A 25,441-nucleotide genomic window follows, 5' to 3' on the forward strand; every position below is an offset into this window, starting at 1 on the left:
CGGCCTAGCCGAAGCTCTTTTCCAACCACCCTTCAAGCCAGTGGATGTTGTAATTTCCCTGCTGGATATCGTCTTCTTCCAATAGGGCGTGGAAGAGCGGCACGGTCGTGTCCACCCCATCCACGATCAACTCCCCCAAGGCGCGCCGCAAACGGGCGAGTGCTTCGGGACGGTCGCGACCGTGGACGATGAGCTTGCCGATCAGGCTGTCGTAGTAGGGTGGGATCTTGTAGCCGTCATAAAGTGCGGAATCCATCCGCACGCCCAGACCGCCGGGAACGTGGTATTGTGAAATTCGTCCCGGAGAAGGTGAGAAGTTGGGTAACTTCTCCGCGTTGATCCGCACCTCGATTGCATGGCCGTTGATCTTCAGATCGTCCTGCGTGAACGAAAGCGGGAAGCCGCCCGCCACGCGGATCTGTTCGCGGACAAGATCAACACCAAAGATCGCCTCTGTCACGGGATGCTCAACTTGAAGGCGCGTGTTCATCTCGATGAAATAGAACTCACCGTTCTCGTAGAGAAACTCGATGGTGCCCGCGCCGGAGTACTTGATCCGCGCCACGGCATCCGCACAGATCGCGCCGATCCGATCACGCTCTTCTTGGGTGATACAAGGGCCCGGGGCTTCCTCGAAGACTTTCTGGTGGCGCCGTTGCAAGGAGCAGTCACGCTCGCCCAGATGCACAGCATTGCCTTTGCCGTCGCCGAACACCTGAATTTCGATGTGGCGCGGCGTGGTGAGATACTTCTCGATATAGACTTCGTCGTTGCCGAAGGCGGCCTTTGCTTCAGTGCGTGCCGTCGAAAAGGCGCGCTGAATCTCTGTCTCGTTCCGCGCGACCTTCATGCCGCGGCCACCGCCGCCTGCCGTTGCCTTCACGATCACAGGATAACCGATCTCGGCACAGAGCGCCTTTGCGGCCTCTGCCGTGGGTACACCGCCCACGGAACCCGGAACACAAGGCACGCCGAGGTCCTTCATGGTGTCCTTGGCGGTGATCTTGTCGCCCATGATGCGGATATGCTCGGCAGAGGGGCCAATGAACGTGATGCCGTGGTCTTCGACGACTTGCACGAAATTGGCGTTCTCCGACAGGAAACCATAGCCGGGGTGGATCGCTTGGGCGCCGGTGACCTCGCACGCAGCGATGATGGCGGGCACGGAGAGATAGCTGTCGGTGCCGGGCGGGGGGCCTATACAGACGGATTCATCGGCCATCCGAACGTGCATCGCATCGGCGTCCGCCGTTGAATGGACCGCGACGGAGCGGATGCCCATTTCCCGGGCCGCGCGCACGACGCGAAGCGCGATTTCACCTCTGTTGGCGATCAGGATCTTGTCGAACATGCGGACCTCACTCGATGATCGCGAGGGGCGCGCCATATTCCACCGCGGCGCCGTCCTCGACAAGGATACGCTTCACGGTGCCCGCGCGCGGTGCGGGGATATGGTTCATCGTTTTCATCGCCTCGACGATAAGAAGCGTGTCACCCTCCTTCACCGCGGTACCGACGCTGATGAAGGCCGGGGTTCCGGGTTCGGCCTGCAGGTAAACCGTGCCGACCATCGGCGAGGTCACAGCGCCAGGGTGGCTGGCGGGATCATCGGTGCTGGCCGCGGCATCTGAGGAGCCGGAAGCAGGCGCGGGCGCGGCTGGAGCGGCAGGGGCGGGCGGGGGCGCATAGGCAGCCGGGGCGGGTGCCGGCGCGTTCTTGCTGACCCGCACGTTCAGGGCATCGTTTTCCCCGTATTCCCGTTTGACCTGAAGCTCGGCAAGGTCTTTCGCATTCAGCAGTTCTGCAAGTGCCTCGATGAAGGCGACGTCCGCCTCACGACTTGATTCAGCCATTGGTGCTCATCCCCGTTTCTACGGCGTTGTTCCATGATTTGGGGCTTATAGGCGAAGGTTGCGGCAGTTGGAAGCACTCGAAGCATCCTGTTTTTGTCCCCGCCGCAGGACAAAATTCACAGGCGCCCGAGTTCGCGCTTCTGCGCTTCAGGGTTTCCGGCGCTCGTGGCAGCAGGATCCTGTTGGTCGTAGGGGGTCTTGGGGGTGGATTTTACCAATCCCTCCTCCGGCACTTCCCCCCCGCTACCGACCGCGTTTGCCGCCTCCGGCTCGGGGGTGTGCTCGGCGGGTTGCTGGTCTTCAATCTCCTCGGCGCGTTCGGACAGCAGCTCATTGATCTTCATCTGAAGCTCGGTCGGCGGTGCGCTTGGTTTTTCGGTGGCTTGACGAGAGTTGGTTTCAGCTTCCGTCTTTGCGACTTGCGCCACTACCGTGTCGGGCGGACGGGAGGTTTGCGCCCCCCGAGGCTGCGATGCAGTGTCAGTCGTGGCAGGCAGAGCGCCTGCGGGCAGTGAAGGTAACAACATGATCTCGATCCCAAGTGATTTGCGATCCACACCTCAAAGGATGACGCAGAGGTGTTAACGCGCGTTAAGCCACTCCCAATCGTGCCGCCGTACCGCAGGGGTTGGTTAACGGAACATCACCGCAGGGCCGCTTGGCAAGACGCTGAAATTAGGCGAAAAATGTGGCCATTTCGGTTTGAGTTCAGCGAGTTTTAGCTAAATTGAGGTGAACTTCCGTCGCGGGGCGTGTGCGAAAGGTTTCCCCCGCACCCAACCCTGCGACCTGTATTCGGCTGCAACGAATCAAGGGGGGTAGTCTGGTGTTTGCGCAAACATCTGAATTTCCCTTTACGTATTGGGCAAAGGTTCTTACCAATTACTGGGCTTGGGAACGGTGGCGGATCCATGCCGTACCGTCTCGGGAGAGGGAGCTCTCGGGCTCCGGACAGGGAGGAATAAAAAAATGAATAGACTTTTGACCAGCCGGCGCTCCGCGTTGCGGACCCTTGCGGGGGCAACCGCGGCCGGGCTTGCTGCCCCCGCCATCGCCACGGCGCAGGGCCAGACGACAACCTGGAAGATCCAGACATCCTGGCCGGGCGGCGCAGGGCTTCAGATCTTCAAGGAGTGGTGCGCCTCCATCGAGGAAAAGACCGGCGGTGAACTCGCGTTCCAGCCGTTCGGCGCCAATGATGTTGTCGGCGATTTCCAGCTATACGACGCGGTGAAAAACGGCGTGCTCGACGCGGTGAATCCGTTCACCATCTACGCCCAAGGCATTATTCCGGCGGCGACGTTCCTGACGTCTTTCCCGCTTGGGTTGCGCAACCCGCATGAATTCGACGTGTTCTACTATGGGCTCGGCGGCATCGATATCGCGCGCGAGCTCTATACCGCCCAAGGTATGCATTTTGTTGGTCCCGTGCACCACGGCCCGAACATCATTCACTCCAAGGTGCCGATCCGCTCGATCGACGACTTCGCGGGCCGCAAGATGCGCATGCCCGGCGGCATGGTCGCGGAAATCTTCAATGAGATCGGCGCGGAAACCACCGTTCTTCCGGGATCAGAGATTTTCCCCGCATTGGAAAAGGGCACGATCGACGTTGCCGACTATGTGGGCCCCGCCGTGAACTATGCGCTCGGGTTCAGCCAGGTAACCAAGTATATCGTGATGGGCCCTCCGGGCTTCATGTCGCTGTACCAGCCGGTCGACATCATGGACATCACCGTGGGCCAATCCTCGTGGGATGCGCTCAGCCCGCAGATGCAGCAGTTCGTCGAAATGGAAACTCACGTCTATTCCGACATGCATCACGCCGCGATCCAGAAGGCCGACCAGGAAGCCTGGCAGAAGTTCGAGGATGACGGAACCGAGGTGACTCGCCTCAGCCAGGACGACGTGGAATTGATGACCGAGGTGGCCGTGCCGATCTGGTACAAGTACGCCAACCGCGATCCAAATGCCGCGCGCGTCTTCAAGATCCAGCTCGACTACATGCTTTCGGGGTCGCTCGGCTACGTCGATCCGGCGCTGGTCGACGGCATGGAACTCGATCTTTGACGTTCTGAGATCTGATCAAATCCGGGTCCGTGCGGAGTTTCGCGCGGACCTTTTCATACCCCGACCGGGTTTATCCTAGCCAAGGTCCTTCCATGCCAAGTCTCGATTTTACGCTGCCGCACTGGCTTTATCTTGTGGGGCTCATCGTCTTTCCGCTCGTGGCGATGGCGCTCGCGCGCCGTCCTTTGCCCGAAAAGAGGCGTTATTCGCTCCCGCTGGGCTATCTTATCCTCGTCACCGGCGGGATGCTCGGGTTGCATCGCTTCTACCTCAAGAACCTGTTGGGGCTGGTGTTCATCCCGATCTTCATCCTCATCCTTCTGGCCAATGGCTATTCGCGGGACGCGCGGTCGCAGATGTCGGATGCAAGCAACCTCGTGCGGGTGGCCGAACGGACGATCGAGCGTGAAGAGCCGCGCCTTGCCGAAGCTACCGCCGCATTGCCCGGACTTCGCACCGAAGCAGAAGCCGCCGAAGAGGGCAGTTTCGCCCAACGCCGCATGGAACGGCAGGTGGAGCGCGCGGAGGAACAGATCGCAAATGCCCAAGAGCGGCTCGAACGCTCCCGGATAGACCTGGCCGAGGCTCAGCCTGTCGCTGCGGCGGCCAGCGCTGACCGGGCTTTCTGGTCCAAGGCCGCGCGGTATTCGTTTTACCTACTGTTGCTCATGATGGCGGTGGATGCGCTGTTGCTGCCGGGATTGGTGAGCCGCGCCAACCGCGAGCTTGACTATGAGCTTGGCGACGACACCGCCATGATCGAGGCCGTGGAGGCCGAAGAGGTCCGCCACGACAGCGACTATGCCAAGAACTGGATCGACCGGCTTTCGCTCTTTTGCGGCGAATTCGTCAGCTACTGGGCGGTCATCGCCGTCTTCGTCTACTACTACGAGGTTCTCGCGCGCTATGTCTTCAACTCGCCGACGAACTGGGCACACGAGGCGATGTATCTGATGTTCGGCATGCAGTACCTGATCGCCGGGTCCTACGCGATGCTCACCGAGAGCCATGTGCGGGTGGACATCTTTTATGCGCCGCTGAGCAAGCCGCGAAAGGCATGGGTCGATCTCTTCACGTCGATCTTCTTCTTCATCTTCGCGGGGACCTTGCTTGCCACAAGCTGGATCTTTGCGATGGATGCCATCGCCGTGCCCACGGGCAACGGTGTGTTGTCGCAATGGGCGCGCGGAGAAATGCCGCTGGATGAAATGCTGGCGAGGTTCGACCTCGGTCAACTGACAGATCCGCGGATCCGCTGGGGTGAAATTTCCTTCAACGAATGGGAAGTGCCGCTCTGGCCAATGAAATGGATGATGGTCGTGGGGGGGCTGCTTCTGGTGCTGCAGGGCGTCTCGAAGCTTTCCAAGGACATCCGAACCATCGCAAGGGGGGCCTGAGCAGATGGGTCTTGAAATCGGTATCGAGTGGCTGACACTCATCATGTTCGGCAGCCTTCTGGTGCTGCTGATGGCGGGGCTGCCGCTTGCCTTCGTCACGGGCGGGCTGGCCATCGTGTTTCTCTTTGTTCTGGGAGATTCCCGCGCGCTCAACATCGTGCCTTCACGTATCTTCCCGCTGATGACGAACTATCAGCTTTCGGCCATTCCGTTGTTCATCTTCATGGCGGCGATGCTCGAAAAGGCGGGGCTGATCAATGAGATGTTCGACGTCATCTACAAGGTGCTCGGCGGCGTCAAAGGTGGGCTAGCCTCGGCGACGATCATCGCCTCCACGATCCTCGCGGCGATGGTCGGGGTCATCGGCGCGGCGGTTGTCACCATGGGGATCATCGCGCTTCCCGCGATGCTGAAGCGACAGTACGATCCCAAGATCGCGATGGGTTCCATCATGGCGGGCGGTACGCTGGGCATCCTGATCCCGCCGTCGATCCTCGCCATCATCTATGCGGTCGTGGCCGAGCAGTCGGTGGGGGAGCTGTTCATCGGCGCGGTTATTCCGGGCCTCATGCTCTCTGGTCTCTATATCGCCTATGTAACGGTGCGGTGCTACATCAACCCTCAACTCGGGCCTCCGATCCCGCTGGAAGAGCGCATCAGCACAAAAGAGAAGTTCAAGCTTTTGGGCCAGATGTCCGCACCGATCGCGCTTATCGTCGTGGTGCTCGGCGTGATCTTCTCCGGCGTGGCAACTCCGGTGGAAGCGGCCGGTATCGGCACCTTCGGCGCCTTCATCGTGGCGGCCATCCACCGCAAGCTCAACTGGCAGACGGTGCGCGATGCGTCGATCACAACGCTCAAGGCTTCGGCGATGGTCATCTGGATCATGTTCGGCGCGACCATCTTCGTCGGCCTCTACGTGCTCGAAGGCGGCCAACAGTTCGTGCAGGAAACCATGCAGGGTGCGGGTCTCGGACCATGGGGTATTCTGATCGTGATGCAGATCCTGCTCGTGGTGCTGGGCATGTTCCTTGACTGGGTCGGCATCCTGCTACTCTGCGTTCCGATCTTTGTACCGATCATCAAGGCGCTTGGGGCACAGGCATTCGGCTTCGAGGATCCCAACGATCTCGTGCTGTGGTTCGGGGTGCTCTACCTCGTGAACATGCAGATGAGCTTTTTGAGCCCGCCATTCGGCTATGCGCTCTTCTATCTGCGCGGTGTCGCGCCCGATTGGATCCCGATGACGGATATCTTCAAATCGGCGCTTCCGTTCCTCGCCATCCAGATCATCGGGTTGGTGCTGTGCATGAAGTTCCCCGAGATCATCACCTGGCTACCGAGGCTGGTCTACGGCTAAGCCATTCGCGCCGCGCGGGGCAGGGTCCTTGCGCGGCGCAATTGCTCATGGAGGCCGGATGCGCTATGCCCGCCCCGGGCCCGCGCGGGCCCGGGATGAGAGGTTCGGCATGGCGAAGACCCCCAGCGGCAAAAACACTTCGGGACGCGGGCAACGCGACCTGACGGTCAAGGTCAAGACAGCCCGTGGTCGGCGGCTTTCCTCGACCCGTTGGCTGCAGCGTCAACTCAATGACCCATACGTGAAGCGTGCGCAGGCCGAAGGGTATCGCGGGCGTGCAGCGTTCAAAATCATGGAACTCGACGACAAGTTTCGCTTTCTCGTGCCGGGTGCGCGGGTCGTCGATCTGGGCTGTGCGCCGGGCGGTTGGTGCCAGGTCGCGGTTGCGCGGGTCAATGCGGTTGGAGATCGACAGGGCAGGGCACAGGGCCGGGTGCTCGGGGTAGATATCCAAGAAGTCGATCCGGTGGCGGGCGCAGAGATCCATCAGCTCGATTTCCTCGATGAGGGCGCGGACGAAACCGTAAAAGGGTGGCTCGGCGGCTCGGCGGATGTGGTCATGTCGGATATGGCCGCGGCATCCTCCGGGCACAAACAGACGGACCATTTGCGGATCATGTCACTTTGCGAGGCGGCCGCATATTTCGCGTTCGATGTTCTCGAAGAGGGCGGCACCTTCGTCGCCAAGGTGCTTGCAGGGGGCGCCGAGGGGGATCTGCAAAAGCTCCTCAAGCAGAAATTCACCAAGGTCGCCAACGTGAAACCTCCGGCAAGCCGCGCGGATTCATCGGAAAAATTCGTCGTGGCGACCGGTTTTCGCGGCTAGCATTCAAGGGATTGCGCTGGCACGAGCGTGCCGGTTGACGTCATTTTCCTGCTCCCGGCTTCTGGACCTATCCTTTTGCTTGCAGGGCCAAATCGCGGAAAGTCTTTGATTTAGGCCGCGCCAGGCGTAGGTTCTCGCACATCGCCCGCCGGGAAGCGGCTCCGTGGGAGGAGCTTGCGCCGCGCCCACGGCTGGCTCATAAACTTGCAACTTTTGATATTGGTGGCGCAGACATGACGACAGAATTCCGGCACTTCAACGGTGGTGAGCCGATCGACGCCGAAGCCCTCGGCGCGGCAGTTCAATCTCACCTGACCTATACGCTGGGCAAGGACGCTGCCCACGCGACACGGTATGACTGGCGCATGGCGCTTTCCTACGCTGTACGTGACCGGATCACCGATGCATGGTTCGCGGCCACCCGCAAAACCTACGCAGAAGGCGCCAAGCGCGTCTACTACCTCTCCATGGAATTCCTGATCGGGCGGCTGCTTGAAGACGCGCTGGTCAACCTTGGGCTTGCCGATGCTGCCGAGGCCGCGCTCAAGGCGCAGGGTCTCAACCTGATGGAGGTGGTCTGCGACGAGCCCGATGCGGCGCTTGGCAATGGCGGCCTTGGGCGTCTTGCGGCCTGTTTCCTTGAATCCCTCAGCACGCTCGGCTGCCCGGCCATGGGTTATGGTATTCGCTATGAGCACGGCCTGTTCCGTCAAAGCTTTGAAGATGGCCGTCAGGTCGAGCGCCCGGAGCATTGGCTGTCACAGCAGCACCCTTGGGAATTCGAGCGCCCTGAGGCACGGTTTCGCCTTGGCTTTGGCGGTCACGTCGAACACGTGGACGGACGGGCAATCTGGCATCCTGCGGAGGTAGTCGAAGCCGAAGCCTACGACACGCCGATCATCGGCTGGGAAGGCAAATGGGCCAATACGTTGCGCCTGTGGTCCGCCAAGGCGGTGCATCCCTTTGATCTCGGACGCTTCAACCATGGCGATTTCTATGGCGCGGCGGAACCAGAAGCGCTTGCCCGGACGATCTCGCGGGTTCTCTATCCCGACGATACGACCGATGAGGGCAAGACACTTCGCCTGAAGCAGGAGTTTTTCTTCACGGCTGCCAGCCTGCGGGACATTCTGCGCCGGTTCGACAGCGAGCATGATGATCTGGCTCTGTTGCCGCAGAAGGTTGCGATCCAGCTCAATGATACGCATCCCGCCATCGCCGGGCCGGAGCTTGTCCGACTGCTCCATGATGAGCGTGGCGTAGAATTCCACGAAGCGGTCCGGCTTGCGCGCGGTTGCCTGTCCTACACCAACCACACCCTGCTTCCCGAGGCGTTGGAGGCTTGGGGCGAGGGGCTCTTCGCGCATCTGCTGCCTCGGCATATGGAAATTATTCGCCGGATCGATGAGGATCACGCGGCTCAATACCCAGACCGAGCCTCTCGGATTCTTGACCACGGCACGGTGCGTATGGGCGAGCTGTCCTTTTTGATGGCGCACCACGTGAATGGCGTCTCCGCGCTACATACGGAATTGATGAAGGAAACGGTCTTTTCGGACCTTCACCGGCTGCATCCCGAGCGCATTATCAATCAGACCAACGGCGTCACGCCGCGCCGCTGGCTGAAATCCTGTAACGGCGCGCTTTCTGACCTGCTGACCGAGACGATCGGGACCGGCTGGGTGCGCGACCTTGAACAGTTGTCACGCCTTGAGCCGATGATCGGGGGTGCAGGTTTCATCGAGAAATACGCGGCGGCCAAACGGGAGAACAAGACGGTCTTTGGCAACTGGCTGAACGAAGAGTTCAACCTCAACGTCGATCCGGACGCGATGTTCGACGCCCAGATCAAACGCATCCACGAATACAAGCGCCAGCATCTTGCCATCCTGCAAACCATCGCGGATTGGCAGGCGATCCACGACAATCCGAATGGCGACTGGACCCCGAGAGTGCGGATCTTTGCAGGCAAGGCTGCGCCCGGGTATGTCTTTGCCAAGGAAATCATTCACCTGATCAATGACGTAGCGGCGGTTCTTAATGCAGACAAGGTGACGCGCGAGTATCTGCAGGTGGTCTTTCTGCCGAATTACAACGTCTCACTGGCCGAACGCATCATTCCCGCGTCCGACTTGTCGGAACAGATCTCCACGGCGGGCAAGGAGGCGTCCGGCACGGGCAACATGAAGCTCGCGCTGAACGGCGCGCTGACCATCGGCACGCTCGACGGCGCGAACGTGGAGATTCGCGAACACGTGGGGGCGGAGAATTTCTTCCTCTTCGGCATGACGGCTCAGGAAGTCGTTGCACGGCGTGAGATTGATGGCCACGCGGGCCGCGCCATTGCGGAGTGTCCCGCGCTTGGCCGGGCGCTTGAAGCGGTTCGTTCGGGGCGGTTCAGCGCGGGCGAGCCGGATCGTTATCGCGGTGTGGTTGAGAACGTCTCCGGCCCGGATTACTTCCTCGTAGCATCTGATTTCGCCAGTTATCACGCGAAACAGGCGGAGGTTTCCGCCGCCTATCGCGACCGGGATGCATGGGCCCGCATGGCCGCGTACAACACGGCGCGCTCTGGCTGGTTCTCCTCTGACCGGACGATTGGCGACTACATGTCACAAATCTGGGGGGCGAAGTCGCTCCTGTGATCAGAGAACTTCGGGCGGGTGTGCGCGATCCCCTTGCAAGTGGCCGGGGCGGCTTTAGTCTTGGCTCATGGACAAAGCGAACGCAGATCCCGCCCGCCTTCCGGTTTCCCAAACCGACCTGACCCGTATTCGCGAGGGACGGCATGACGATCCCTTCCGAATTCTCGGACCCCATCAGGTCAGCGGGACCCGGCATGTATTGACCTTTCAGCCGGGGGCCACGCAGGTCACCGCGCTGGTGGGCGATAGCCGCCATCCGCTCAGCGCAGTGACGGGTCATGAGGGGCTGTTCTGGGGCCCGGTTCCCGGGGATGAGGCCTATCGGTTCGCGGCCCGCGCGGAGAATGGCGCGGAGTGGGAACTTGAAGACCCCTATCGGTTCGGGCCGATTTTCACAGATTTCGACGAGTATCTGTTGGGCGAGGGGCGGCACAAGCGGCTGTGGGAAGTGCTGGGTGCCCACGTGCGAGAGCATGAAGGTGTCATGGGCACGCATTTTGCCGTTTGGGCGCCGAATGCTCAGCGGGTTTCCGTCGTCGGGGATTTCAACTTCTGGAACGGGCGGCAGCATGTGATGCGGCGCCGAGGCGCAACGGGAATATGGGAGATATTCCTGCCCGGTGTGCTGGAAGGCGCGGCCTATAAATACGAGATCATCGGCAAGGACGGGGTGCTGCAACCGCTCAAGGCTGATCCCGTCGGATTCGGCAGTCAGCATCCGCCTGCAAACGCCTCCGTCGTGCGCGATCTGCGGGGCTATGGCTGGGACGATGGCCAATGGATGTCGGAACGAGAAGCGCGACAGGCCCGAACCTCCGCGATTTCCGTTTATGAGGTGCATCTTGGAAGCTGGCGGCGGAAAGAGGGCGGGCGCCCGATTTCCTATGTGGAGGCGGCGCAGGAACTGGTGGATTATGCCGTCGACATGGGATTCACCCATCTTGAGTTGATGCCGATCAGCGAGTTCCCCTTTGATGGCTCTTGGGGGTATCAGCCGGTGGGCATGTTCGCGCCCACGGTCCGCTTTGGCCCACCGCATGAGTTCCGCGACCTCGTAGATGCGGCCCATGCCAAGGGGCTCGGCATCATCCTCGACTGGGTTCCGGGGCATTTCCCAACCGACCCGCACGGGCTTGGTCGGTTTGATGGCACGTCTCTCTATGAGCATTCCGACCCGCGCGAGGGGTTCCACAACGACTGGAACACCTTCATCTATAACTACGGTCGGACCGAGGTGCAGAATTACCTCGCTGCCAACGCGCTTTATTGGCTTGAAGAGTATCACGTGGACGGGCTTCGCGTGGATGCGGTGGCCTCGATGCTATACCGCGATTACTCCCGCGAAGATGGTCAGTGGGTCCCCAACAAGGACGGAGGCCGGGAGAATTATGAGGCGATTTCCCTGCTGCAACGGGTAAACACGGAAACCTACTCCGAGAATCCGGGCATCATGACCATTGCCGAGGAAAGCACCTCCTATCCCAAGGTTTCCGCGCCGGTCCACGAGGGTGGACTTGGGTTTGGCTACAAGTGGAACATGGGCTGGATGAACGACACGCTGGAGTACATCAAGAAGGACCCGATCCACCGGAAGTACCACCACAACCAGATGACCTTTGGCCTTCACTATGCGTTCTCGGAAAATTTCATCCTGCCGATCAGCCATGACGAGGTCGTGCACGGCAAGGGATCGCTCCTGAGCCGGATGCCGGGAAACGAGTGGGAGCGGTTTGCCAATATGCGAACCTATTATGGGTTCATGTGGGGGCATCCGGGCAAGAAGCTGCTCTTCATGGGGCAGGAATTTGCCCAGCCCTCGGAATGGAACCATGACGAGGAATTGCCTTGGCACCTGTTGCAGGATCCCGCGCACGAGGGAATGCAGCGTTTGGTGCGGGATCTGAACACGCTCTACCGCGGGGAACCTGCGCTTCACTACAAGGACGCGCAGGAGGACGGGTTCCGCTGGATCGAAGGCGGCGACTCGGAGCGCTCCGTCTTTGCTTGGTTGCGGCGCGGCGGTCCCGAGGATGCGCAGATCGCTGTCTTGTGCAATTTCACACCCATGGAGCAGCCCGCGTATCAGATCGGCCTGCCGTTTGAGGGGAAATGGGCGGAGGTGCTCAACACCGATGCGGGGATATATGGCGGCGGCAATCGCGGCAATATGGGCGGCGTGACCGCCGTAGCCGGCGAAAGTCATGGCATGCCCGCACGGGCAAAGGTCGTCATTCCGCCGCTGTCGGCGGTCTATCTACGCTATGAGGGAAGCTGACCCCTGTGCAAAATGCAGGGGCGGATGACAAAGAGGGAGGGAGACAAGATGACCGAAACACCGATGAGGCTGACACGGCGATCCATGGCGTTTGTGCTGGCCGGCGGGCGGGGAAGCCGCCTGAAGGAATTGACGGACACCCGCGCCAAACCCGCGGTCTATTTCGGCGGCAAGTCGCGGATCATTGATTTCGCCCTGTCGAACGCGCTCAACTCCGGCATCCGCAAGATGGCGATCGCGACCCAGTACAAGGCGCATTCGCTGATCCGGCATTGCCAGCGCGGATGGAGCTTCTTTCGCGCAGAGCGGAACGAATACCTCGATATCCTGCCCGCCTCGCAGCGCGTGGATGAGGTCCACTGGTATCAGGGCACGGCCGATGCCGTCTTTCAGAACATCGACATCGTGGACAGTTATGACATCGACTATGTCGTGATCCTTGCCGGCGATCATATCTACAAGATGGATTACGAGATCATGCTGCGCCAGCATGTCGAGAGCCGCGCCGATGTGACCATCGGGTGTCTGACTGTCCCACGGGAGGAGGCTTCGGCCTTTGGCGTCATGGCGGTAGATGGCGAAGACAGGATCACCAGCTTCCTCGAAAAGCCCGCCGATCCGCCCGGCACGCCTGATGACGATAGCGTCGCGCTGGCCTCCATGGGGATCTATGTCTTTGACTGGAAATTCCTGCGCGACATCCTGAAAAGGGACGCGGATGATCCCAATTCCTCGCATGATTTTGGCGGCGACATCATCCCTCAGATCGTCAAGAACGGCGTTGCCAAGGCCCATCGGTTCGACAAAAGCTGTGTCCGTCACGACAAGGAAGCGCCCGCATATTGGCGCGATGTTGGCACCGTCGATGCCTTCTGGAAGGCCAATATCGACCTTACGACCTTCAGCCCCGATCTCGACCTGTGGGACAAAAGCTGGCCGATCTGGACCTATTCGGAAAGCGTGCCGCCGGCGAAGTTCATCCACGACGAAGAGGACCGACGCGGGCTGGCAATTTCATCCCTTGTTGCGGGCGGCTGCATCATCTCGGGCACCGAAGTGCGGCGATCGCTTCTTTTCACGCAAGTACACACAAATTCCTTCGCCAGCCTCGACGGAGCAGTAATGCTGCCCTATTCTTATGTCGGGCGGCACGCACGGTTGACCAATGTGGTCGTCGATAGCGGCGTGCGGATACCCGAGGGGCTGATTGTGGGCGAAGATCCCGTCGAAGACGCCAAGTTCTTCCGCGTGAGCGAAGGTGGCGTAACCCTGATTACCCAGCCAATGGTAGATAAGTGGACAGCCGCTAAATGAAGAAGGTTCTGTCGGTCGCCTCCGAATGCGTACCCATGGTGAAAACGGGGGGGTTGGCCGATGTGGCTGGCGCGCTTCCGGGGGCCTTGTCCGAGCAGGGGGTCGAGATGGCGACCCTTTTGCCCGGCTATCCCGCCGTCATGGCGGGTATGGGGGAGGCGGTCGAGGTTCGGCGGTATTCAGATCTGTTCGGCGGAGAGGCGCGTCTGCTGCGCGGAAAACTGGGCAAGAGCCCCCTTTTCGTGATCGATGCGCCGCACCTGTTCGACCGGGAGGGGTCTATCTATCTGGGCGCCGATGGGCGTGATTGGCCGGACAACCCGGAGCGTTTTGCCGCCCTGAGCCGGGTTGCCGCCTTGATTGCCGTGGATGGGGCAGATGACTGGTTCCCCGAAATCCTGCATTGTCACGATTGGCAGGCGGCCCTTGCGCCGCTCTATCTGCGTGACATGGGCAATCCGCGCAATGTCCGTACCTTGGTCACGATCCACAACATCGCGTTTCAGGGGCTCGCCCGCCGCGACATGATGGAACGGCTCAGGTTGCCGATGTGGTCCTATGATACGGACGGGATCGAATACTGGGGCCAGATCAGCGCGCTCAAAGCGGGGCTTGTCTATGCCGACCGCATCAGCACCGTCTCGCCCACATATGCAATGGAACTGCTGACGCCCGAATTCGGCGCGGGGCTGGACGGGATCTTGCGCAAGCGCGCCACCGATCTGACGGGGATACTCAACGGGATCGACCTCGAAGTCTGGAAACCGCCCTATCGCACGGTGCGCGGCAAGGCCCGGCACCGCGCGGCGCTTCGCGAGGAACTCGGGCTGCCTGAAGCGGAGGGTCCGCTGTGCATCGTGATTTCCCGGCTGACGGAGCAAAAGGGGCTCGACCTGTTGCTTGAGGCATTGCCGACCCTGCTTGAATGCGGAGGGCAACTGGCCCTGCTCGGAAGCGGGGATGCCAGCCTTGAGGCTGCCTTTGCCCAAGCTGCACGGGGCAGTGAACATGTCTCGGTCCAGATCGGCTATGACGAGGCGTTGTCGCGACGATTGATGGCGGGGGGCGATTGCATCCTGGTGCCCTCGCGATTTGAGCCGTGCGGGCTGACCCAACTTTACGGGCTGCGCTTCGGAACACTGCCGCTTGTCGCGCTGACGGGCGGGCTCGCCGATACGATCATCCCGGCCAACGCGGCGGGGCTTGCCGCAGGTGTCGCGACGGGCTTTCAATTCTATCCGGTCAGCGCACCGGTTCTCACGCAGGAAATTGCGGAGATGTGCGCCGCCTTCCGGAACCACGCTCTTTGGCGCAGAATGCAGAGCAATGCGATGCGCCACCCCGTCGGCTGGGAAACCTCAGCCGTTGCCTATGCGGCACTCTTCGAGGAGATCTCGACGCTATCATGACCGATCAGGTTCCTGAAATCTTCGAGGGGCGCGCAAGCCCCCTCGGAGCGACATTTGATGGCGACGGCGTCAACTTCGCCGTGTTTTCAAAACATGCAACCAAGGTTGAATTATGCCTCTTTTCGCACGATGGCGCGGAAGAGCTGTATCGTATTGCGCTCCCCGAACGCGATGGAGAAGTCTGGCACGGCTTCATTCCCGGTCTGCGCCCGGGCCAGCAATACGGGTTCCGCGCCTATGGGCCATATGAGCCAGAGCAGGGGCATCGCTTCAATCACAACAAACTGTTGATTGATCCCTATGCCAAGAGCCTGACCGGGCACCCGCGGTGGGGCAGCGCGGTGATGGGTTACAACCCGGAGGATGAGGCGCTCGATCTGAGTTTTTCAGAGATCGACAGCGCGCCCTTCATGCCCCGGTCTGTCGTTGTTGATCCTGCGTTTTCGTGGGGAGAGGACATTCGCCCCCAAACGCGGGAAACCGATACGATCTTCTATGAGGCACATGTGAAGGGTCTCACGGCGCGTCGGTCCGATGTCGCCAATGCGGGAAAATTCCTCGGCCTCTCGTCTGATCCCATGCTCGATTATCTGACAGATCTGGGGATTACGGCGATTGAATTGCTTCCGGTTCATGCCTTTCCAGACGACCATTTTCTCGTGGAAAAGGGGCTGAAAAACTACTGGGGTTATCAGACGCTCGGGTTTTTCGCGCCCGATCCACGCTACATGGTGGCTGGGGAAATCTCTGAGTTTCAGCAGATGGTCGCGCGGTTTCACACCGCCGGGATCGAGGTCATACTCGACGTGGTGTACAACCACACCTGCGAGGGCGACCACATGGGGCCGACGCTCTGCTTTCGCGGGCTCGACAATGCCAGCTACTATCGCCTGATGCCCGACGACGCGCGCCACTACATCAACGACACTGGCACCGGCAACACCATCAACATCGAGCATCCCATGGTGCTGCGCATGGTCATGGACAGCCTGCGCTATTGGGTCGAGGTGATGCATGTGGATGGGTTCCGTTTCGATCTCTGCGCGACGCTTGGCCGGACAGCGACCGGGTTCGATCCCGGGGCAGCGTTCTTTGATGCGATCCGGCAGGATCCGATCCTCACCAACGTCAAACTCATCGCGGAGCCGTGGGATATCGGCCCCGGCGGTTATCAACTCGGGGCCTTTCCAACGCCCTTCATGGAATGGAATGACAAGTTTCGGGACGGGGTGCGCCGTTTCTGGAAGAAGGATGACAGCATGGTCCCCGTGCTGGCGGATCACCTGACGGGAACCGCGCTGGCCTTCGACCATTCGGGGCGTCCGGCGACCACCTCGGTGAACAAGATCACCGCGCATGACGGTTTCACGCTGATGGATGTCGTCTCCTACAATGAGAAGCACAACGAGGCCAACGGCGAGGACAATCGCGACGGCCACGATGGCAATCATTCCGACAACTGCGGGGTCGAGGGCCCGAGCGACGATCCCGAGGTGGTTGCCGCGCGCTGGCGCAGGCGGGCCAATCTCATCGCGACGCTGTTGCTCTCACAAGGCACGCCGATGATCCTCGCGGGGGATGAACTTGGCAACAGTCAGGGCGGCAACAACAACGCCTATTGTCAGGACAACGAGATAAGCTGGATCGACTGGGACAATGCCGATTGGGCTTTCCACGCGCTGGTCAAAAAGCTGATCACCCTGCGCAAGGAGCATCCCATCCTGCGTCAGAAGCGCTTCTTGCACTCCAAGGAACGTATCATTGACGATTTCGAGGATCTCTTCTGGTGGTGCGCTGACGGCAAGCCGATGCAGGTCGGAGATTGGCAGAACCCGCGCAAGCGGATGGTCTGCGCCGAATTGCGGACGGCCTCCGGCACGCCGCACTATGGCGCGCGGGAAGAGGCAATCTTTCTGGCCTTCAACGCCGGTGGTCCGCGCCGGTTGCGCCTGCCCCAAGCGCCCGAGGGGTGGTGCTGGGTCAGGCATCTCGATACGGCCGCGCCCGAAGATGGCCTGCGGTCCGTCCGCAGAGAATACCGCATGGCAGAAGACGCCGTTGTCGTTTTCGTCTTGGAACCCAAGCAATAGGGATATCCCATGAGCATTACCACGATCCAGACCCAACCGATTGATGGCCAGAAACCCGGCACCTCGGGCCTGCGAAAGCAGACGCGAACCTTCATGGAGCCGCATTTCCTTGAGAACTTCGTGCAATCGATCTTTGACGGGATCGGTGGCGCCGGGGGCAAGACCTTCGTTCTGGGGGGGGATGGCCGCTATTTCAACGAACGTGCGGCGCAGGTGGTCTTGCGCATGGCGGCCGCGAACGGAGCGGCCAAGGTCATCGCGGGGCAGGGCGCGCTGCTCTCGACGCCGGCTGCCTCCAACCTGATCCGCAAGCGCGGGACGGACGGCGGGATCATCCTGTCGGCCTCGCACAATCCGGGCGGACAAGACGGCGATTTCGGCGTGAAATTCAACTCAAACAATGGTGGCCCGGCGGCAGAAGATATCACGGGCCGGATCTATGAGGCGACAAAGGCCATCTCGGAATATCGCATTCTGGAAGCTCACGATGTGGATCTGTCCACCGTCGGCGTCACGACGCTTGGCGACATGGAGGTCGAGGTGGTCGACCCCGTCGCGGACTATCAGGCGCTCATGGAAGACCTCTTTGACTTCGACGCCCTGCGCGCGCTGTTCAGCGACGGGTTTTCCATGCGGTTCGATGCGATGCACGCGGTGACTGGGCCCTATGCAACCGCGATCCTCGAGGGGGCGCTTGGCGCGGCTCCGGGCACCGTGATCAATGGTGTGCCCAGCCCCGATTTCGGCGGCGGCCATCCCGATCCCAACCCGACATGGGCCAAGGAACTCATGGATCTGATGATGGGCCCCGAGGCTCCCGATTTCGGCGCGGCCTCCGATGGGGATGGCGACCGGAACATGATCGTCGGGCGCGGCGCCTATGTGACCCCATCCGACAGCCTCGCGGTCCTTGCGGCGAACTATGCGTGCGTGCCTGCCTATGAGCAGGGGCTTGCCGGTGTCGCGCGGTCCATGCCCACATCGCGGGCGGTGGATCGGGTCGCCGAAAAGCTCGGGATCGATTGCTATGAGACTCCGACCGGCTGGAAGTTCTTCGGCAATCTGCTCGATGCGGGCAAGGCGACGCTGTGCGGTGAGGAAAGCGCCGGGACCGGATCGGATCATGTGCGGGAGAAGGACGGGGTCTGGGCCGTGCTCTATTGGCTTTCGATCCTTGCAAAGACGCGGAAATCCGTGGCCGAACTCCTTCTTGCCCATTGGCAAAGCTTTGGCCGCAATTTCTATTCGCGCCACGACTATGAAGATGTCGCAACGGACAAGGCCAATGCCCTGATGGATGGGCTGCGAAGCCAACTTGGCGACTTGCCCGGGCAGCGCTTTGCCGGGCTGACGGTCGCGGAAGCGGATGAGTTTGCCTATGACGATCCGGTGGATGGCTCCCGCTCCGAAGCGCAGGGCCTGCGTATCGGGTTTGAGGGCGGGGCGCGCGCCGTGTTCCGTTTGTCGGGCACAGGGACCCAAGGCGCCACTTTGCGCGTTTACCTGGAGAACTACGAAACCGATCCCACGCGGCTTGCCCTTGCGCCGGAAGAGGCGCTGGCCTCCGTGATCCGTGCCGCCGACGCGTTGGCCGGGATCGCCAAACATACCGGGCGGGACGCGCCGGACGTCACCACCTGATCCAAGGAGACATATATGAGCCTACGTGACCAGATCGCCTTCGACGACGCGGCCACGGAAGCGCGGGTTGCGGCCTGCCGTGACCTTTACACCCACGCCGAGACGACGTTTGCTGCTGAACAAGCCATCGCCCGTGATCTGGGCGGGCAGTGGCACGGAGATCATGGGTGCTTTGGCTTTTGGGCACCGGAACTGCTCGATCACCGTGTACCAGACGGGGATATCTTTCTCGAGGTGCTGCGCCCGATCGATCAGCTTGATCTGACGCGATCCCATCAGGACGTTCGGTTCGAGCGGGCCTATCTGCCCGTCATGCGCCATGAGGCACATGTCTTTTGCGTGGCCACGGGGTTGTGTGCTGGGCGCCGCGAGGTGATCGGCGATTTTTATGCGCTGACATGGCGCGATCACGACGGCAACTGGCACCGCATTCTCGACCCGCTGGCCATGTCGCTGCCATTCGGGGCGTTTGCGCCGGCTGAGCTTTATGACGTCGAGGGGATGCAAAACGGCCGTGGGGATGCCTCCTATTGGGAATCCCTGCGGAGGGACGCGCCCCACAAATTCGGCCCGGTTACGAATATCCTGCAACTCCACGTGCCTACGGCCACAGCAGGCGGCACCATTGCGAACCTCACGCGGCTATACGAACGGCTGGCAGAGCGGGTGCGCAATGATTTGCCGCTGGAGCCTGCGGACCTGCTCTACATGAACTATGACGCGGTGCAGCTTTTGCCGGTGGAGCCGACGACGGTTTATGAGACGGGACCGGCCTTCTGGCAGGAAAGCGAAAGCGACGTGGGGCTCACGGTCGAGCTTATGCGCCCCGATACGACGAACTGGGGCTATGACGTGGTGATATCCGGCATGGCGACGGTCAATCCGGTCTTGCTGGAGACTGGACGCCCGGATGAGTTGGTGGATCTCGCCGCCGCGTTGCACACCTTTCCCGGCAAGCCCAAGCGCCTCGTTTTTGACGTGGTTTTTGGCCATTCCGACAATCAGGGGCTCGACGCACTGAACGGGCATTTCTTTGCCGGGCCAAACATGTATGGCCAGAACCTCGACTACCAGAATCCAGCCGTGCGCGCGATCCTTCTGGAACTACAGCGGCGCAAGGTGAACTTTGGGGCCGACGGTGTGCGGGTCGACGGGGCGCAGGATTTCAAGTGGTGGGACGCCGCCGCACAGCAGATGGTGCACGATGATGAGTACCTTCAGAGCATGGCCGATATCGTGCAGGAGGTCGCGGGCACCCAATACCGCCCGTGGTTCATCTTTGAGGATGGCCGCCCGTGGCCCGAGGAGGATTGGGAACTGAGCTCGACCTATCGTTCGGTGACGGAGACACAGCGGGATGATGACGTGTTTCAGTGGGGCCCGCTGACCTTTGCCCATAACACGCCGTTTCTCTACACGTTCTGGCTGTCGAAGTTCTGGCGCATGCGGGAGATGGTGGAGGTCGGGTCGCACTGGATTTCGGGCACCAGCAACCACGACACGCTTCGGCGCGGCACCCAAGTCAGCCCAAAGATGAACGTGAACACGCGGCTCGGCGTCACGAGGATGGAAATTCTCGACAAGGCCTATGACAATCCCGTGGTCGCGACGCTGACCTATGCGGCATTGCCCGGCGTGCCGATGGACTTTCTCAACGCCGCCGCGCGGGCCAGTTGGGGCTTCATCCGCAATCAGGATGATAAATACGGCGTCAAGGTCGTGGCCGAAGAAGCGATCAGCCTCAAGTGGCAGGTGGATGAATACGCCTATTCGATCCCCTATAACTTTCGCCGCCTTAAAGAGCTTGGGTTTGAGACTCGGGGCGATCTCGCGAGGTTCTTTGAATTTCTGCCTGCGTTGGTGGAGGTCACTGAATATGACCTTGAAGAAATCGCCAAGCTGTTGACGCAGGTCGATCCTCCCCTTGCTGGCCCTGCGCGCTATGATGTGGCGACACTCAAGGCGATCGCGCGCGCGTGGATGGACGACATGCACGACTATTGCAACGTCAGCCATGCGTTCACCGCGCTTGATCCCGCGCAGGTCAGCTTTTCCCACGCGCTCCGCGCCTTTCGGCAGGAGCGGCCATGGCTACAGGGAAACTACGGGCCGGGCGACTGGTTCGATTACATGCGGCCGATCGATGGGCGAACGGTATTTGCCGCGCTGCGCCACGGCCCGGACGGGGAGCAGGTGTTTTCCATCATGCATATGGAAGGCAAGTCGACCGGTGACATTGACCCCCTCGCGCATGGCTTCCCCGGCATCGAAGGCTTTGGGTGGGAACTCGCCCTCCGCACCCCGAACATCGGGGCGGATTATGGCGGCGGACCGATTGTGCTGAAGGATTCAATGGCGCTCGTCTATACGCGCAAGCGCTAGGTTCCAAAACCACCCAGCAACGCGGTGAGGTTGCGCGATAGCGCGTCCGAGAGGTACCCGCCTTCTTGTACGAGCAAGGTGGGATATCCCGCTTGCGCGATCCGCGCGCCAATCTCGGTGAACCCCTCTGTCGTGACCTTGAGGCCTTGAAACGGGTCTTCCTCGTGGGCATCAAGACCGGCTGCGATCACCAGAACATCGGGGCCGAAGGCGGCGATCCGCTTCAAGGCGTGATCAAGTGCGCCAAGGAATGCAGCGGTATCCGATCCCATCACGAGCGGCAGGTTGAGGTTCGCGCCAAGCCCCGCGCCCTCTCCGCGTTCCTGTGCGTGACCCCAGAAGAACGGATAGAACCCCTCCGGGTCGGCGTGGATCGACACCGTCAGCACATCGCCGCGGGCATAGAAAATTCCCTGCGTGCCATTGCCATGGTGCACATCGATATCGAGGATTGCTACTCGTTTGCCTTTGGCGCGCAGACGTTCGGCAGCGATAGCCGCGTTGTTGAGATAGCAAAACCCCCCGGCAAGATCGGTAAAGCAGTGGTGCCCCGGCGGGCGGCAGAGCGCGTAAACGGGTCCCTCCGCCGATACGGCGTCAGCTGCGGCAATGGCGGTTTGCGCGGACCAATAGGCGGATGACCAGGTTTGGGCCGTAATGACGCAGGAGGTATCGGCCTGATGGTATCCGGCAAGACCGACGGGTGCGCTTGGATAGCTGTCGGTTCGGCGCGCGGGGTGGATATTGGGGATGACCTCAGCGGAGGCATTCGGCATCGCGGTCCAGCGTGCATGGATCGTCTGGAGGAAATGCAGGTACTCAGAGGTGTGGACTGCGGCGATGGGGCCGATCCCGGCGTCGGGCGGGGAGGCAAAGCGCACGCCTGCGGCTTCTGCTCCGGCTTTCAGCGCGGCGGCGCGCGCAGGTTGCTCGGGGCTGGGGATCTGGCGGCCGGCGCGAAGATAGAATTTGGGGTCATGGGCCGTCTGCCGTTCATCGTAGAAACCCTGCATGGCGATCTCCTGTTTTCGGGGAGGGTCGCACAGGTGGGGAAGCAGTAAAAGGCCATGTCGGGCATGGCAGCGCCCGCCGGAGGGGCGGGCGCGTTTTTCAGGCGGCGAGGGCTTCTTGCGGGGGCTCCTTGGCCCCAGTCATGAAGGCGACCGCGTCGTTCATCGAATAGTCCTGCGGACGGATGACGCAGAGCCGTTTGCCAAGCCGGTGGATATGGATCCGGTCAGCAATCTCAAAGACATGCGGCATGTTGTGGCTGATCAGAACGATCGGCTGTCCACGCGATTTCACGTCATTGATCAACTCCAGCACGCGGCGGCTTTCCTTGACCCCGAGGGCTGCTGTCGGCTCATCGAGAATGATGACCTTGGAGCCAAAGGCCGCAGCCCGGGCAACCGCCACACCCTGTCTTTGACCGCCGGAAAGTGTCTCGACGGCCTGACGGATGTTCTGGATCGTCATGAGCCCCAACTCGTTGAGCTTTTCGCGGGCAAAGGCCTCCATCGCCGGGCGGTCGAGCTGGCGAAGCCATTTGCCCATGATGCCCGGTTTGCGCAATTCCCGCCCCATGAACATGTTGTCGGCAATCGACAGGGCAGGGGACATGGCCAGTTGCTGGTAAACCGTCTCGATCCCGTGCTCCCGCGCATCCAGCGGGGAGGAGAAGTTGACGCGCTTACCTTCGAGGAAAACCTCCCCGGCGTCCGGAACAACCGCACCGGAGACCGCCTTGATCAGGGTTGACTTGCCCGCGCCGTTGTCGCCGATCACGGCGAGGATCTCGCCGGGGTAAAGCTCAAAGTCGCAGTGATCGAGAGCGGTGACGCGGCCATAGCGCTTCACGAGGTTCTTGCCTTGGAGGATGGGTTGTTGCTGTTCCATTAGACCGACACCTTTCTGATCCACTGGTCCACGGCGACGGCCGCGATGATGAGAATACCGATGAGCAGGTAGGTCCACTGTGCATCCGCCCCGAGCAGGCGAAGACCAAGCGTGAAGACCCCCACGATGAGCGCCCCGAAGAGCGTGCCAAGGATGGAGCCGCGCCCGCCGAAGAGAGAGATGCCCCCGATCACCACCGCGGTGATGCTTTCGATGTTTGCCAACTGACCGGAGGTCGGAGAGACAGAGCCGATCCGCCCGATAAGCGCCCAGCCCGCGAAGGCACAGATCAGGCCGGAGAGCATGTAGACGGAGATCAGCACACGGTCAGTCTGAACGCCCGAAAGCTCAGCCGCGTCCTTGTCATCGCCCACGGCATAGACGTGACGACCCCAAGCGGTGTGCCGCAACACGTAGGAAAGCAGCAGGACGAGCCCCACCATGAAGAGAACCCCGACGGTCAGAACCGCGCCGCCGATGTTGATCTTGGCTCCGAAAAGGTGAAGCAGGGGCGCTTCTGCGGCGATGTCCTGTGCACGGATCGTGGCGTTGCCGGAATAGAGGAAGTTGGAGGCCAGAACGATCTGCCACATTCCCAAGGTCACGATGAAGGGGGGCAGCTTCATCCGGGCCACAAGGAACCCGTTCACAAAACCGCAGGCCGTCCCGCAGGCAAGCCCCGCGCCGATGGAGATCGGTGCCGGAATGCCATAGCGAAAGGTGAATTGCCCCATCACGACGGAGGACAGCACCATGATTGCGCCAACCGACAGGTCAATGCCGGCGGTGAGGATCACCAGCGATTGCGCCGCCGCCACAATGCCCACGATCTGTACCTGCTGGAGGATCAGGGTGAGGGCAAAGGGAGAGAAGAACTTTGATCCCAATAGCGCGCCGAAGAGCGCGATCGAAAGCAAGAGCACGATGAGCGGCACCAGCGACGGGTTAAGGTGCAACGCATGCTGGAATTTATGCACGAACCCGGTACGCGTGTCTTCGAATTCGGCGACTTTGGTGCTGGATTGGGCGAGGGCGGACTCGTAGTCATCCCCCGAAGCGGCGGTCTTGGCCATCAGGCTTCCTCCCAAGGAATCAATGTGGGGCGTCTTGCGCGCCTTGTCGTAGGGTCAATCTAACCCCAGATCGCGGCGCAGGTCTATGCCGGGGGCGAAACGCTCGCCCCCAGCCCGCTGGGGATCAGCCCCAGCAGAGATCCATGCCTTCGGAGACGGAGATCGACTCTACGCCATCCACGGATTCATCGGTCACAAGCGATACGCCAGTGTCGACGAAGTCCTTGCCCTCGGTCGGCTGCGGCTTCTCACCGGTTTCGGCGAATTTGGCGATCGCTTCGATACCGAGCGCGGCCATGCGCAGCGGATACTGCTGCGATGTGGCCCCGATAACGCCGTCTGCGATGTTCTGAACGCCGGGGCATCCACCATCGACCGAAACGATCAGAACGTCATTTTCCCGGCCAATGGACTTGATCGCCTCATAGGCACCCGCGGCGGCGGGTTCGTTGATCGTGTAGACCACGTTGATCATCGGATCCTTCGCGAGGAGGTTTTCCATCGCGCGGCGGCCACCTTCTTCGTTGCCGGCGGTGACGTCATTGCCGACGATGCGCGGATCGGTTTCGTCGCCGTTCACATTGGGATCGGCCAGATCAATGCCAAAGCCCTGCAGGAAACCCTGGTCGCGCAGAACGCCCACGGTAGGCTGGCTCACGGCGAGGTCGAGCAGGGCGATTTTGGCGTTTGCGGCTTCGTCGCCGAGTTTCGCAGCGGCCCATTTGCCGATCAGTTCACCGGCGAGGAAATTATCCGTTGCGAAGGTCGCATCGGCCGCATCGACGGGATCAAGCGGTGTGTCGAGCGCGATGACGAGGATGCCCGCGTCGCGCGCCTGCTGCACCGAAGAAACGATGGAGGAGGTGTCGGACGGGGTCAGAAGGATGCCCTTCGCGCCGTCGGCGATGCAGGTCTCAATGGCTTGCGCTTGGGTTTCGTGGTCGCCGTCGATCTTTCCGGCGAAGGTCTTGAGCTCGATCCCCAACTCAGCAGCAGCTGCGGCCGCGCCTTCCTTCATCTTCACGAAGAAGGGGTTGGTGTCGGTCTTGGTGATGAGGCACGCGCTCTCGGCGGCGGCGCTGCTGGCGATGCCGGCGGCTGCGATGATGGCCGCGGATGCGAGCGCTTTGGATAGGTTTGTCAATTGGTGTCCTCCCGTTTGAAGCATGAGCGAGCCGGCTCCTCCCGGTACCCGCTTGCCCTATAGAAG

General features: G+C 61.2%; 18 protein-coding genes. 11 read left to right on the top strand and 7 right to left on the bottom strand.

Annotated features, from left to right (window positions below; translation table 11 throughout):
* Window positions 1–4 precede the first annotated feature (4 nt).
* From accC to BM234_RS02890, 3 genes are all read right to left on the bottom strand, one after another.
* Window positions 5–1,351 carry an acetyl-CoA carboxylase biotin carboxylase subunit gene (gene accC / locus BM234_RS02880; RefSeq protein ID WP_092060424.1) on the bottom strand — a complete coding sequence of 449 codons (1,347 nt, stop codon included), beginning with the start codon at window positions 1,349–1,351 and terminating at the stop codon, window positions 5–7.
* Window positions 1,352–1,358: 7 nt separating this feature from the next.
* Window positions 1,359–1,853 (bottom strand): acetyl-CoA carboxylase biotin carboxyl carrier protein, encoded by a 495-nt coding sequence (gene accB / locus BM234_RS02885; RefSeq protein ID WP_092060426.1) that lies wholly within the window; start codon window positions 1,851–1,853, stop codon window positions 1,359–1,361.
* A gap of 116 nt (window positions 1,854–1,969) precedes the next feature.
* Window positions 1,970–2,380, bottom strand: coding sequence for a hypothetical protein (locus tag BM234_RS02890; RefSeq protein ID WP_139226760.1), 411 nt, complete (start codon window positions 2,378–2,380; stop codon window positions 1,970–1,972).
* A 442-nt stretch (window positions 2,381–2,822) separates the two neighbouring features.
* Between BM234_RS02890 and dctP the strand changes: the two genes are divergently transcribed.
* The 11 genes from dctP (at window position 2,823) to gghA (ending at window position 21,262) form a co-directional block, all read left to right on the top strand.
* On the top strand, window positions 2,823–3,923 hold the full coding sequence (gene dctP / locus BM234_RS02895; protein ID WP_092060430.1) for a TRAP transporter substrate-binding protein DctP: 1,101 nt from the start codon (window positions 2,823–2,825) through the stop codon (window positions 3,921–3,923).
* Window positions 3,924–4,015: 92 nt separating this feature from the next.
* Window positions 4,016–5,320 carry a TRAP transporter small permease subunit gene (locus tag BM234_RS02900; RefSeq protein WP_092060431.1) on the top strand — a complete coding sequence of 435 codons (1,305 nt, stop codon included), beginning with the start codon at window positions 4,016–4,018 and terminating at the stop codon, window positions 5,318–5,320.
* A gap of 4 nt (window positions 5,321–5,324) precedes the next feature.
* Window positions 5,325–6,680 carry a TRAP transporter large permease gene (locus BM234_RS02905; protein WP_092060433.1) on the top strand — a complete coding sequence of 452 codons (1,356 nt, stop codon included), beginning with the start codon at window positions 5,325–5,327 and terminating at the stop codon, window positions 6,678–6,680.
* A gap of 109 nt (window positions 6,681–6,789) precedes the next feature.
* The gene (locus tag BM234_RS02910; RefSeq protein ID WP_092061326.1) at window positions 6,790–7,506 is read left to right on the top strand and encodes an RlmE family RNA methyltransferase; all 717 of its coding nucleotides are present in this window, start codon (window positions 6,790–6,792) and stop codon (window positions 7,504–7,506) included.
* 233 nt (window positions 7,507–7,739) lie between these two features.
* The gene (locus BM234_RS02915; RefSeq protein ID WP_092060435.1) at window positions 7,740–10,151 is read left to right on the top strand and encodes a glycogen/starch/alpha-glucan phosphorylase; all 2,412 of its coding nucleotides are present in this window, start codon (window positions 7,740–7,742) and stop codon (window positions 10,149–10,151) included.
* A 67-nt stretch (window positions 10,152–10,218) separates the two neighbouring features.
* Entirely contained in the window at window positions 10,219–12,426 is a 2,208-nt protein-coding gene (glgB, locus tag BM234_RS02920) for a 1,4-alpha-glucan branching protein GlgB (protein ID WP_092060437.1), read from the top strand.
* Between the two features lie 48 nt (window positions 12,427–12,474).
* Entirely contained in the window at window positions 12,475–13,740 is a 1,266-nt protein-coding gene (glgC, locus tag BM234_RS02925) for a glucose-1-phosphate adenylyltransferase (protein WP_092060439.1), read from the top strand.
* Entirely contained in the window at window positions 13,737–15,149 is a 1,413-nt protein-coding gene (gene glgA / locus BM234_RS02930; protein WP_092060441.1) for a glycogen synthase GlgA, read from the top strand. Before glgC ends, glgA begins: the two co-directional genes overlap by 4 nt.
* Window positions 15,146–17,239: a glycogen debranching protein GlgX gene (gene glgX / locus BM234_RS02935; RefSeq protein ID WP_092060443.1), complete on the top strand. Its 2,094-nt coding sequence runs from the start codon at window positions 15,146–15,148 to the stop codon at window positions 17,237–17,239. The genes glgA and glgX overlap by 4 nt, the downstream gene beginning before the upstream one ends.
* Before the next feature lie 9 nt (window positions 17,240–17,248).
* Window positions 17,249–18,880, top strand: a complete 1,632-nt coding sequence (locus BM234_RS02940; RefSeq protein ID WP_092060445.1) for an alpha-D-glucose phosphate-specific phosphoglucomutase — start codon at window positions 17,249–17,251, stop codon at window positions 18,878–18,880.
* A 15-nt stretch (window positions 18,881–18,895) separates the two neighbouring features.
* Window positions 18,896–21,262: a glucosylglycerol hydrolase gene (gene gghA / locus BM234_RS02945; RefSeq protein ID WP_092060447.1), complete on the top strand. Its 2,367-nt coding sequence runs from the start codon at window positions 18,896–18,898 to the stop codon at window positions 21,260–21,262.
* On the opposite strand, the gene BM234_RS02950 is transcribed toward gghA, so the two are convergent.
* The 4 genes from BM234_RS02950 to BM234_RS02965 all read right to left on the bottom strand — a co-directional run bounded on the left by BM234_RS02950 (window position 21,259) and on the right by BM234_RS02965 (window position 25,375).
* Window positions 21,259–22,275 carry a histone deacetylase family protein gene (locus tag BM234_RS02950; protein ID WP_092060449.1) on the bottom strand — a complete coding sequence of 339 codons (1,017 nt, stop codon included), beginning with the start codon at window positions 22,273–22,275 and terminating at the stop codon, window positions 21,259–21,261. The two genes, gghA and BM234_RS02950, sit on opposite strands and share 4 nt — an antisense overlap.
* 97 nt (window positions 22,276–22,372) lie before the next feature.
* Window positions 22,373–23,158 carry an ATP-binding cassette domain-containing protein gene (locus BM234_RS02955; protein ID WP_092060451.1) on the bottom strand — a complete coding sequence of 262 codons (786 nt, stop codon included), beginning with the start codon at window positions 23,156–23,158 and terminating at the stop codon, window positions 22,373–22,375.
* On the bottom strand, window positions 23,158–24,231 hold the full coding sequence (locus BM234_RS02960) for an ABC transporter permease (RefSeq protein ID WP_092060453.1): 1,074 nt from the start codon (window positions 24,229–24,231) through the stop codon (window positions 23,158–23,160). Before BM234_RS02960 ends, BM234_RS02955 begins: the two co-directional genes overlap by 1 nt.
* Window positions 24,232–24,355: 124 nt before the next feature.
* Complete coding sequence (locus BM234_RS02965) at window positions 24,356–25,375, bottom strand: sugar ABC transporter substrate-binding protein (RefSeq protein ID WP_425439215.1); 1,020 nt, start codon at window positions 25,373–25,375, stop codon at window positions 24,356–24,358.
* Window positions 25,376–25,441 lie beyond the last annotated feature (66 nt).

The organism is Poseidonocella pacifica (assembly GCF_900111875.1).
In the GTDB taxonomy this organism is placed as follows: Bacteria; Pseudomonadota; Alphaproteobacteria; order Rhodobacterales; family Rhodobacteraceae; genus Poseidonocella; species Poseidonocella pacifica.

What these genes read in the sequence shown, in the direction of transcription:
- accC (WP_092060424.1), bottom strand. Translation starts at nt 1,351, where the DNA reads ATGTTCGACAAGATCCTGATCGCCAACAGAGGTGAAATCGCGCTTCGC.
- accB (WP_092060426.1), bottom strand. Translation starts at nt 1,853, where the DNA reads ATGGCTGAATCAAGTCGTGAGGCGGACGTCGCCTTCATCGAGGCACTT.
- BM234_RS02890 (WP_139226760.1), bottom strand. Translation starts at nt 2,380, where the DNA reads ATGTTGTTACCTTCACTGCCCGCAGGCGCTCTGCCTGCCACGACTGAC.
- dctP (WP_092060430.1), top strand. Translation starts at nt 2,823, where the DNA reads ATGAATAGACTTTTGACCAGCCGGCGCTCCGCGTTGCGGACCCTTGCG.
- BM234_RS02900 (WP_092060431.1), top strand. Translation starts at nt 4,016, where the DNA reads ATGCCAAGTCTCGATTTTACGCTGCCGCACTGGCTTTATCTTGTGGGG.
- BM234_RS02905 (WP_092060433.1), top strand. Translation starts at nt 5,325, where the DNA reads ATGGGTCTTGAAATCGGTATCGAGTGGCTGACACTCATCATGTTCGGC.
- BM234_RS02910 (WP_092061326.1), top strand. Translation starts at nt 6,790, where the DNA reads ATGGCGAAGACCCCCAGCGGCAAAAACACTTCGGGACGCGGGCAACGC.
- BM234_RS02915 (WP_092060435.1), top strand. Translation starts at nt 7,740, where the DNA reads ATGACGACAGAATTCCGGCACTTCAACGGTGGTGAGCCGATCGACGCC.
- glgB (WP_092060437.1), top strand. Translation starts at nt 10,219, where the DNA reads ATGGACAAAGCGAACGCAGATCCCGCCCGCCTTCCGGTTTCCCAAACC.
- glgC (WP_092060439.1), top strand. Translation starts at nt 12,475, where the DNA reads ATGACCGAAACACCGATGAGGCTGACACGGCGATCCATGGCGTTTGTG.
- glgA (WP_092060441.1), top strand. Translation starts at nt 13,737, where the DNA reads ATGAAGAAGGTTCTGTCGGTCGCCTCCGAATGCGTACCCATGGTGAAA.
- glgX (WP_092060443.1), top strand. Translation starts at nt 15,146, where the DNA reads ATGACCGATCAGGTTCCTGAAATCTTCGAGGGGCGCGCAAGCCCCCTC.
- BM234_RS02940 (WP_092060445.1), top strand. Translation starts at nt 17,249, where the DNA reads ATGAGCATTACCACGATCCAGACCCAACCGATTGATGGCCAGAAACCC.
- gghA (WP_092060447.1), top strand. Translation starts at nt 18,896, where the DNA reads ATGAGCCTACGTGACCAGATCGCCTTCGACGACGCGGCCACGGAAGCG.
- BM234_RS02950 (WP_092060449.1), bottom strand. Translation starts at nt 22,275, where the DNA reads ATGCAGGGTTTCTACGATGAACGGCAGACGGCCCATGACCCCAAATTC.
- BM234_RS02955 (WP_092060451.1), bottom strand. Translation starts at nt 23,158, where the DNA reads ATGGAACAGCAACAACCCATCCTCCAAGGCAAGAACCTCGTGAAGCGC.
- BM234_RS02960 (WP_092060453.1), bottom strand. Translation starts at nt 24,231, where the DNA reads ATGGCCAAGACCGCCGCTTCGGGGGATGACTACGAGTCCGCCCTCGCC.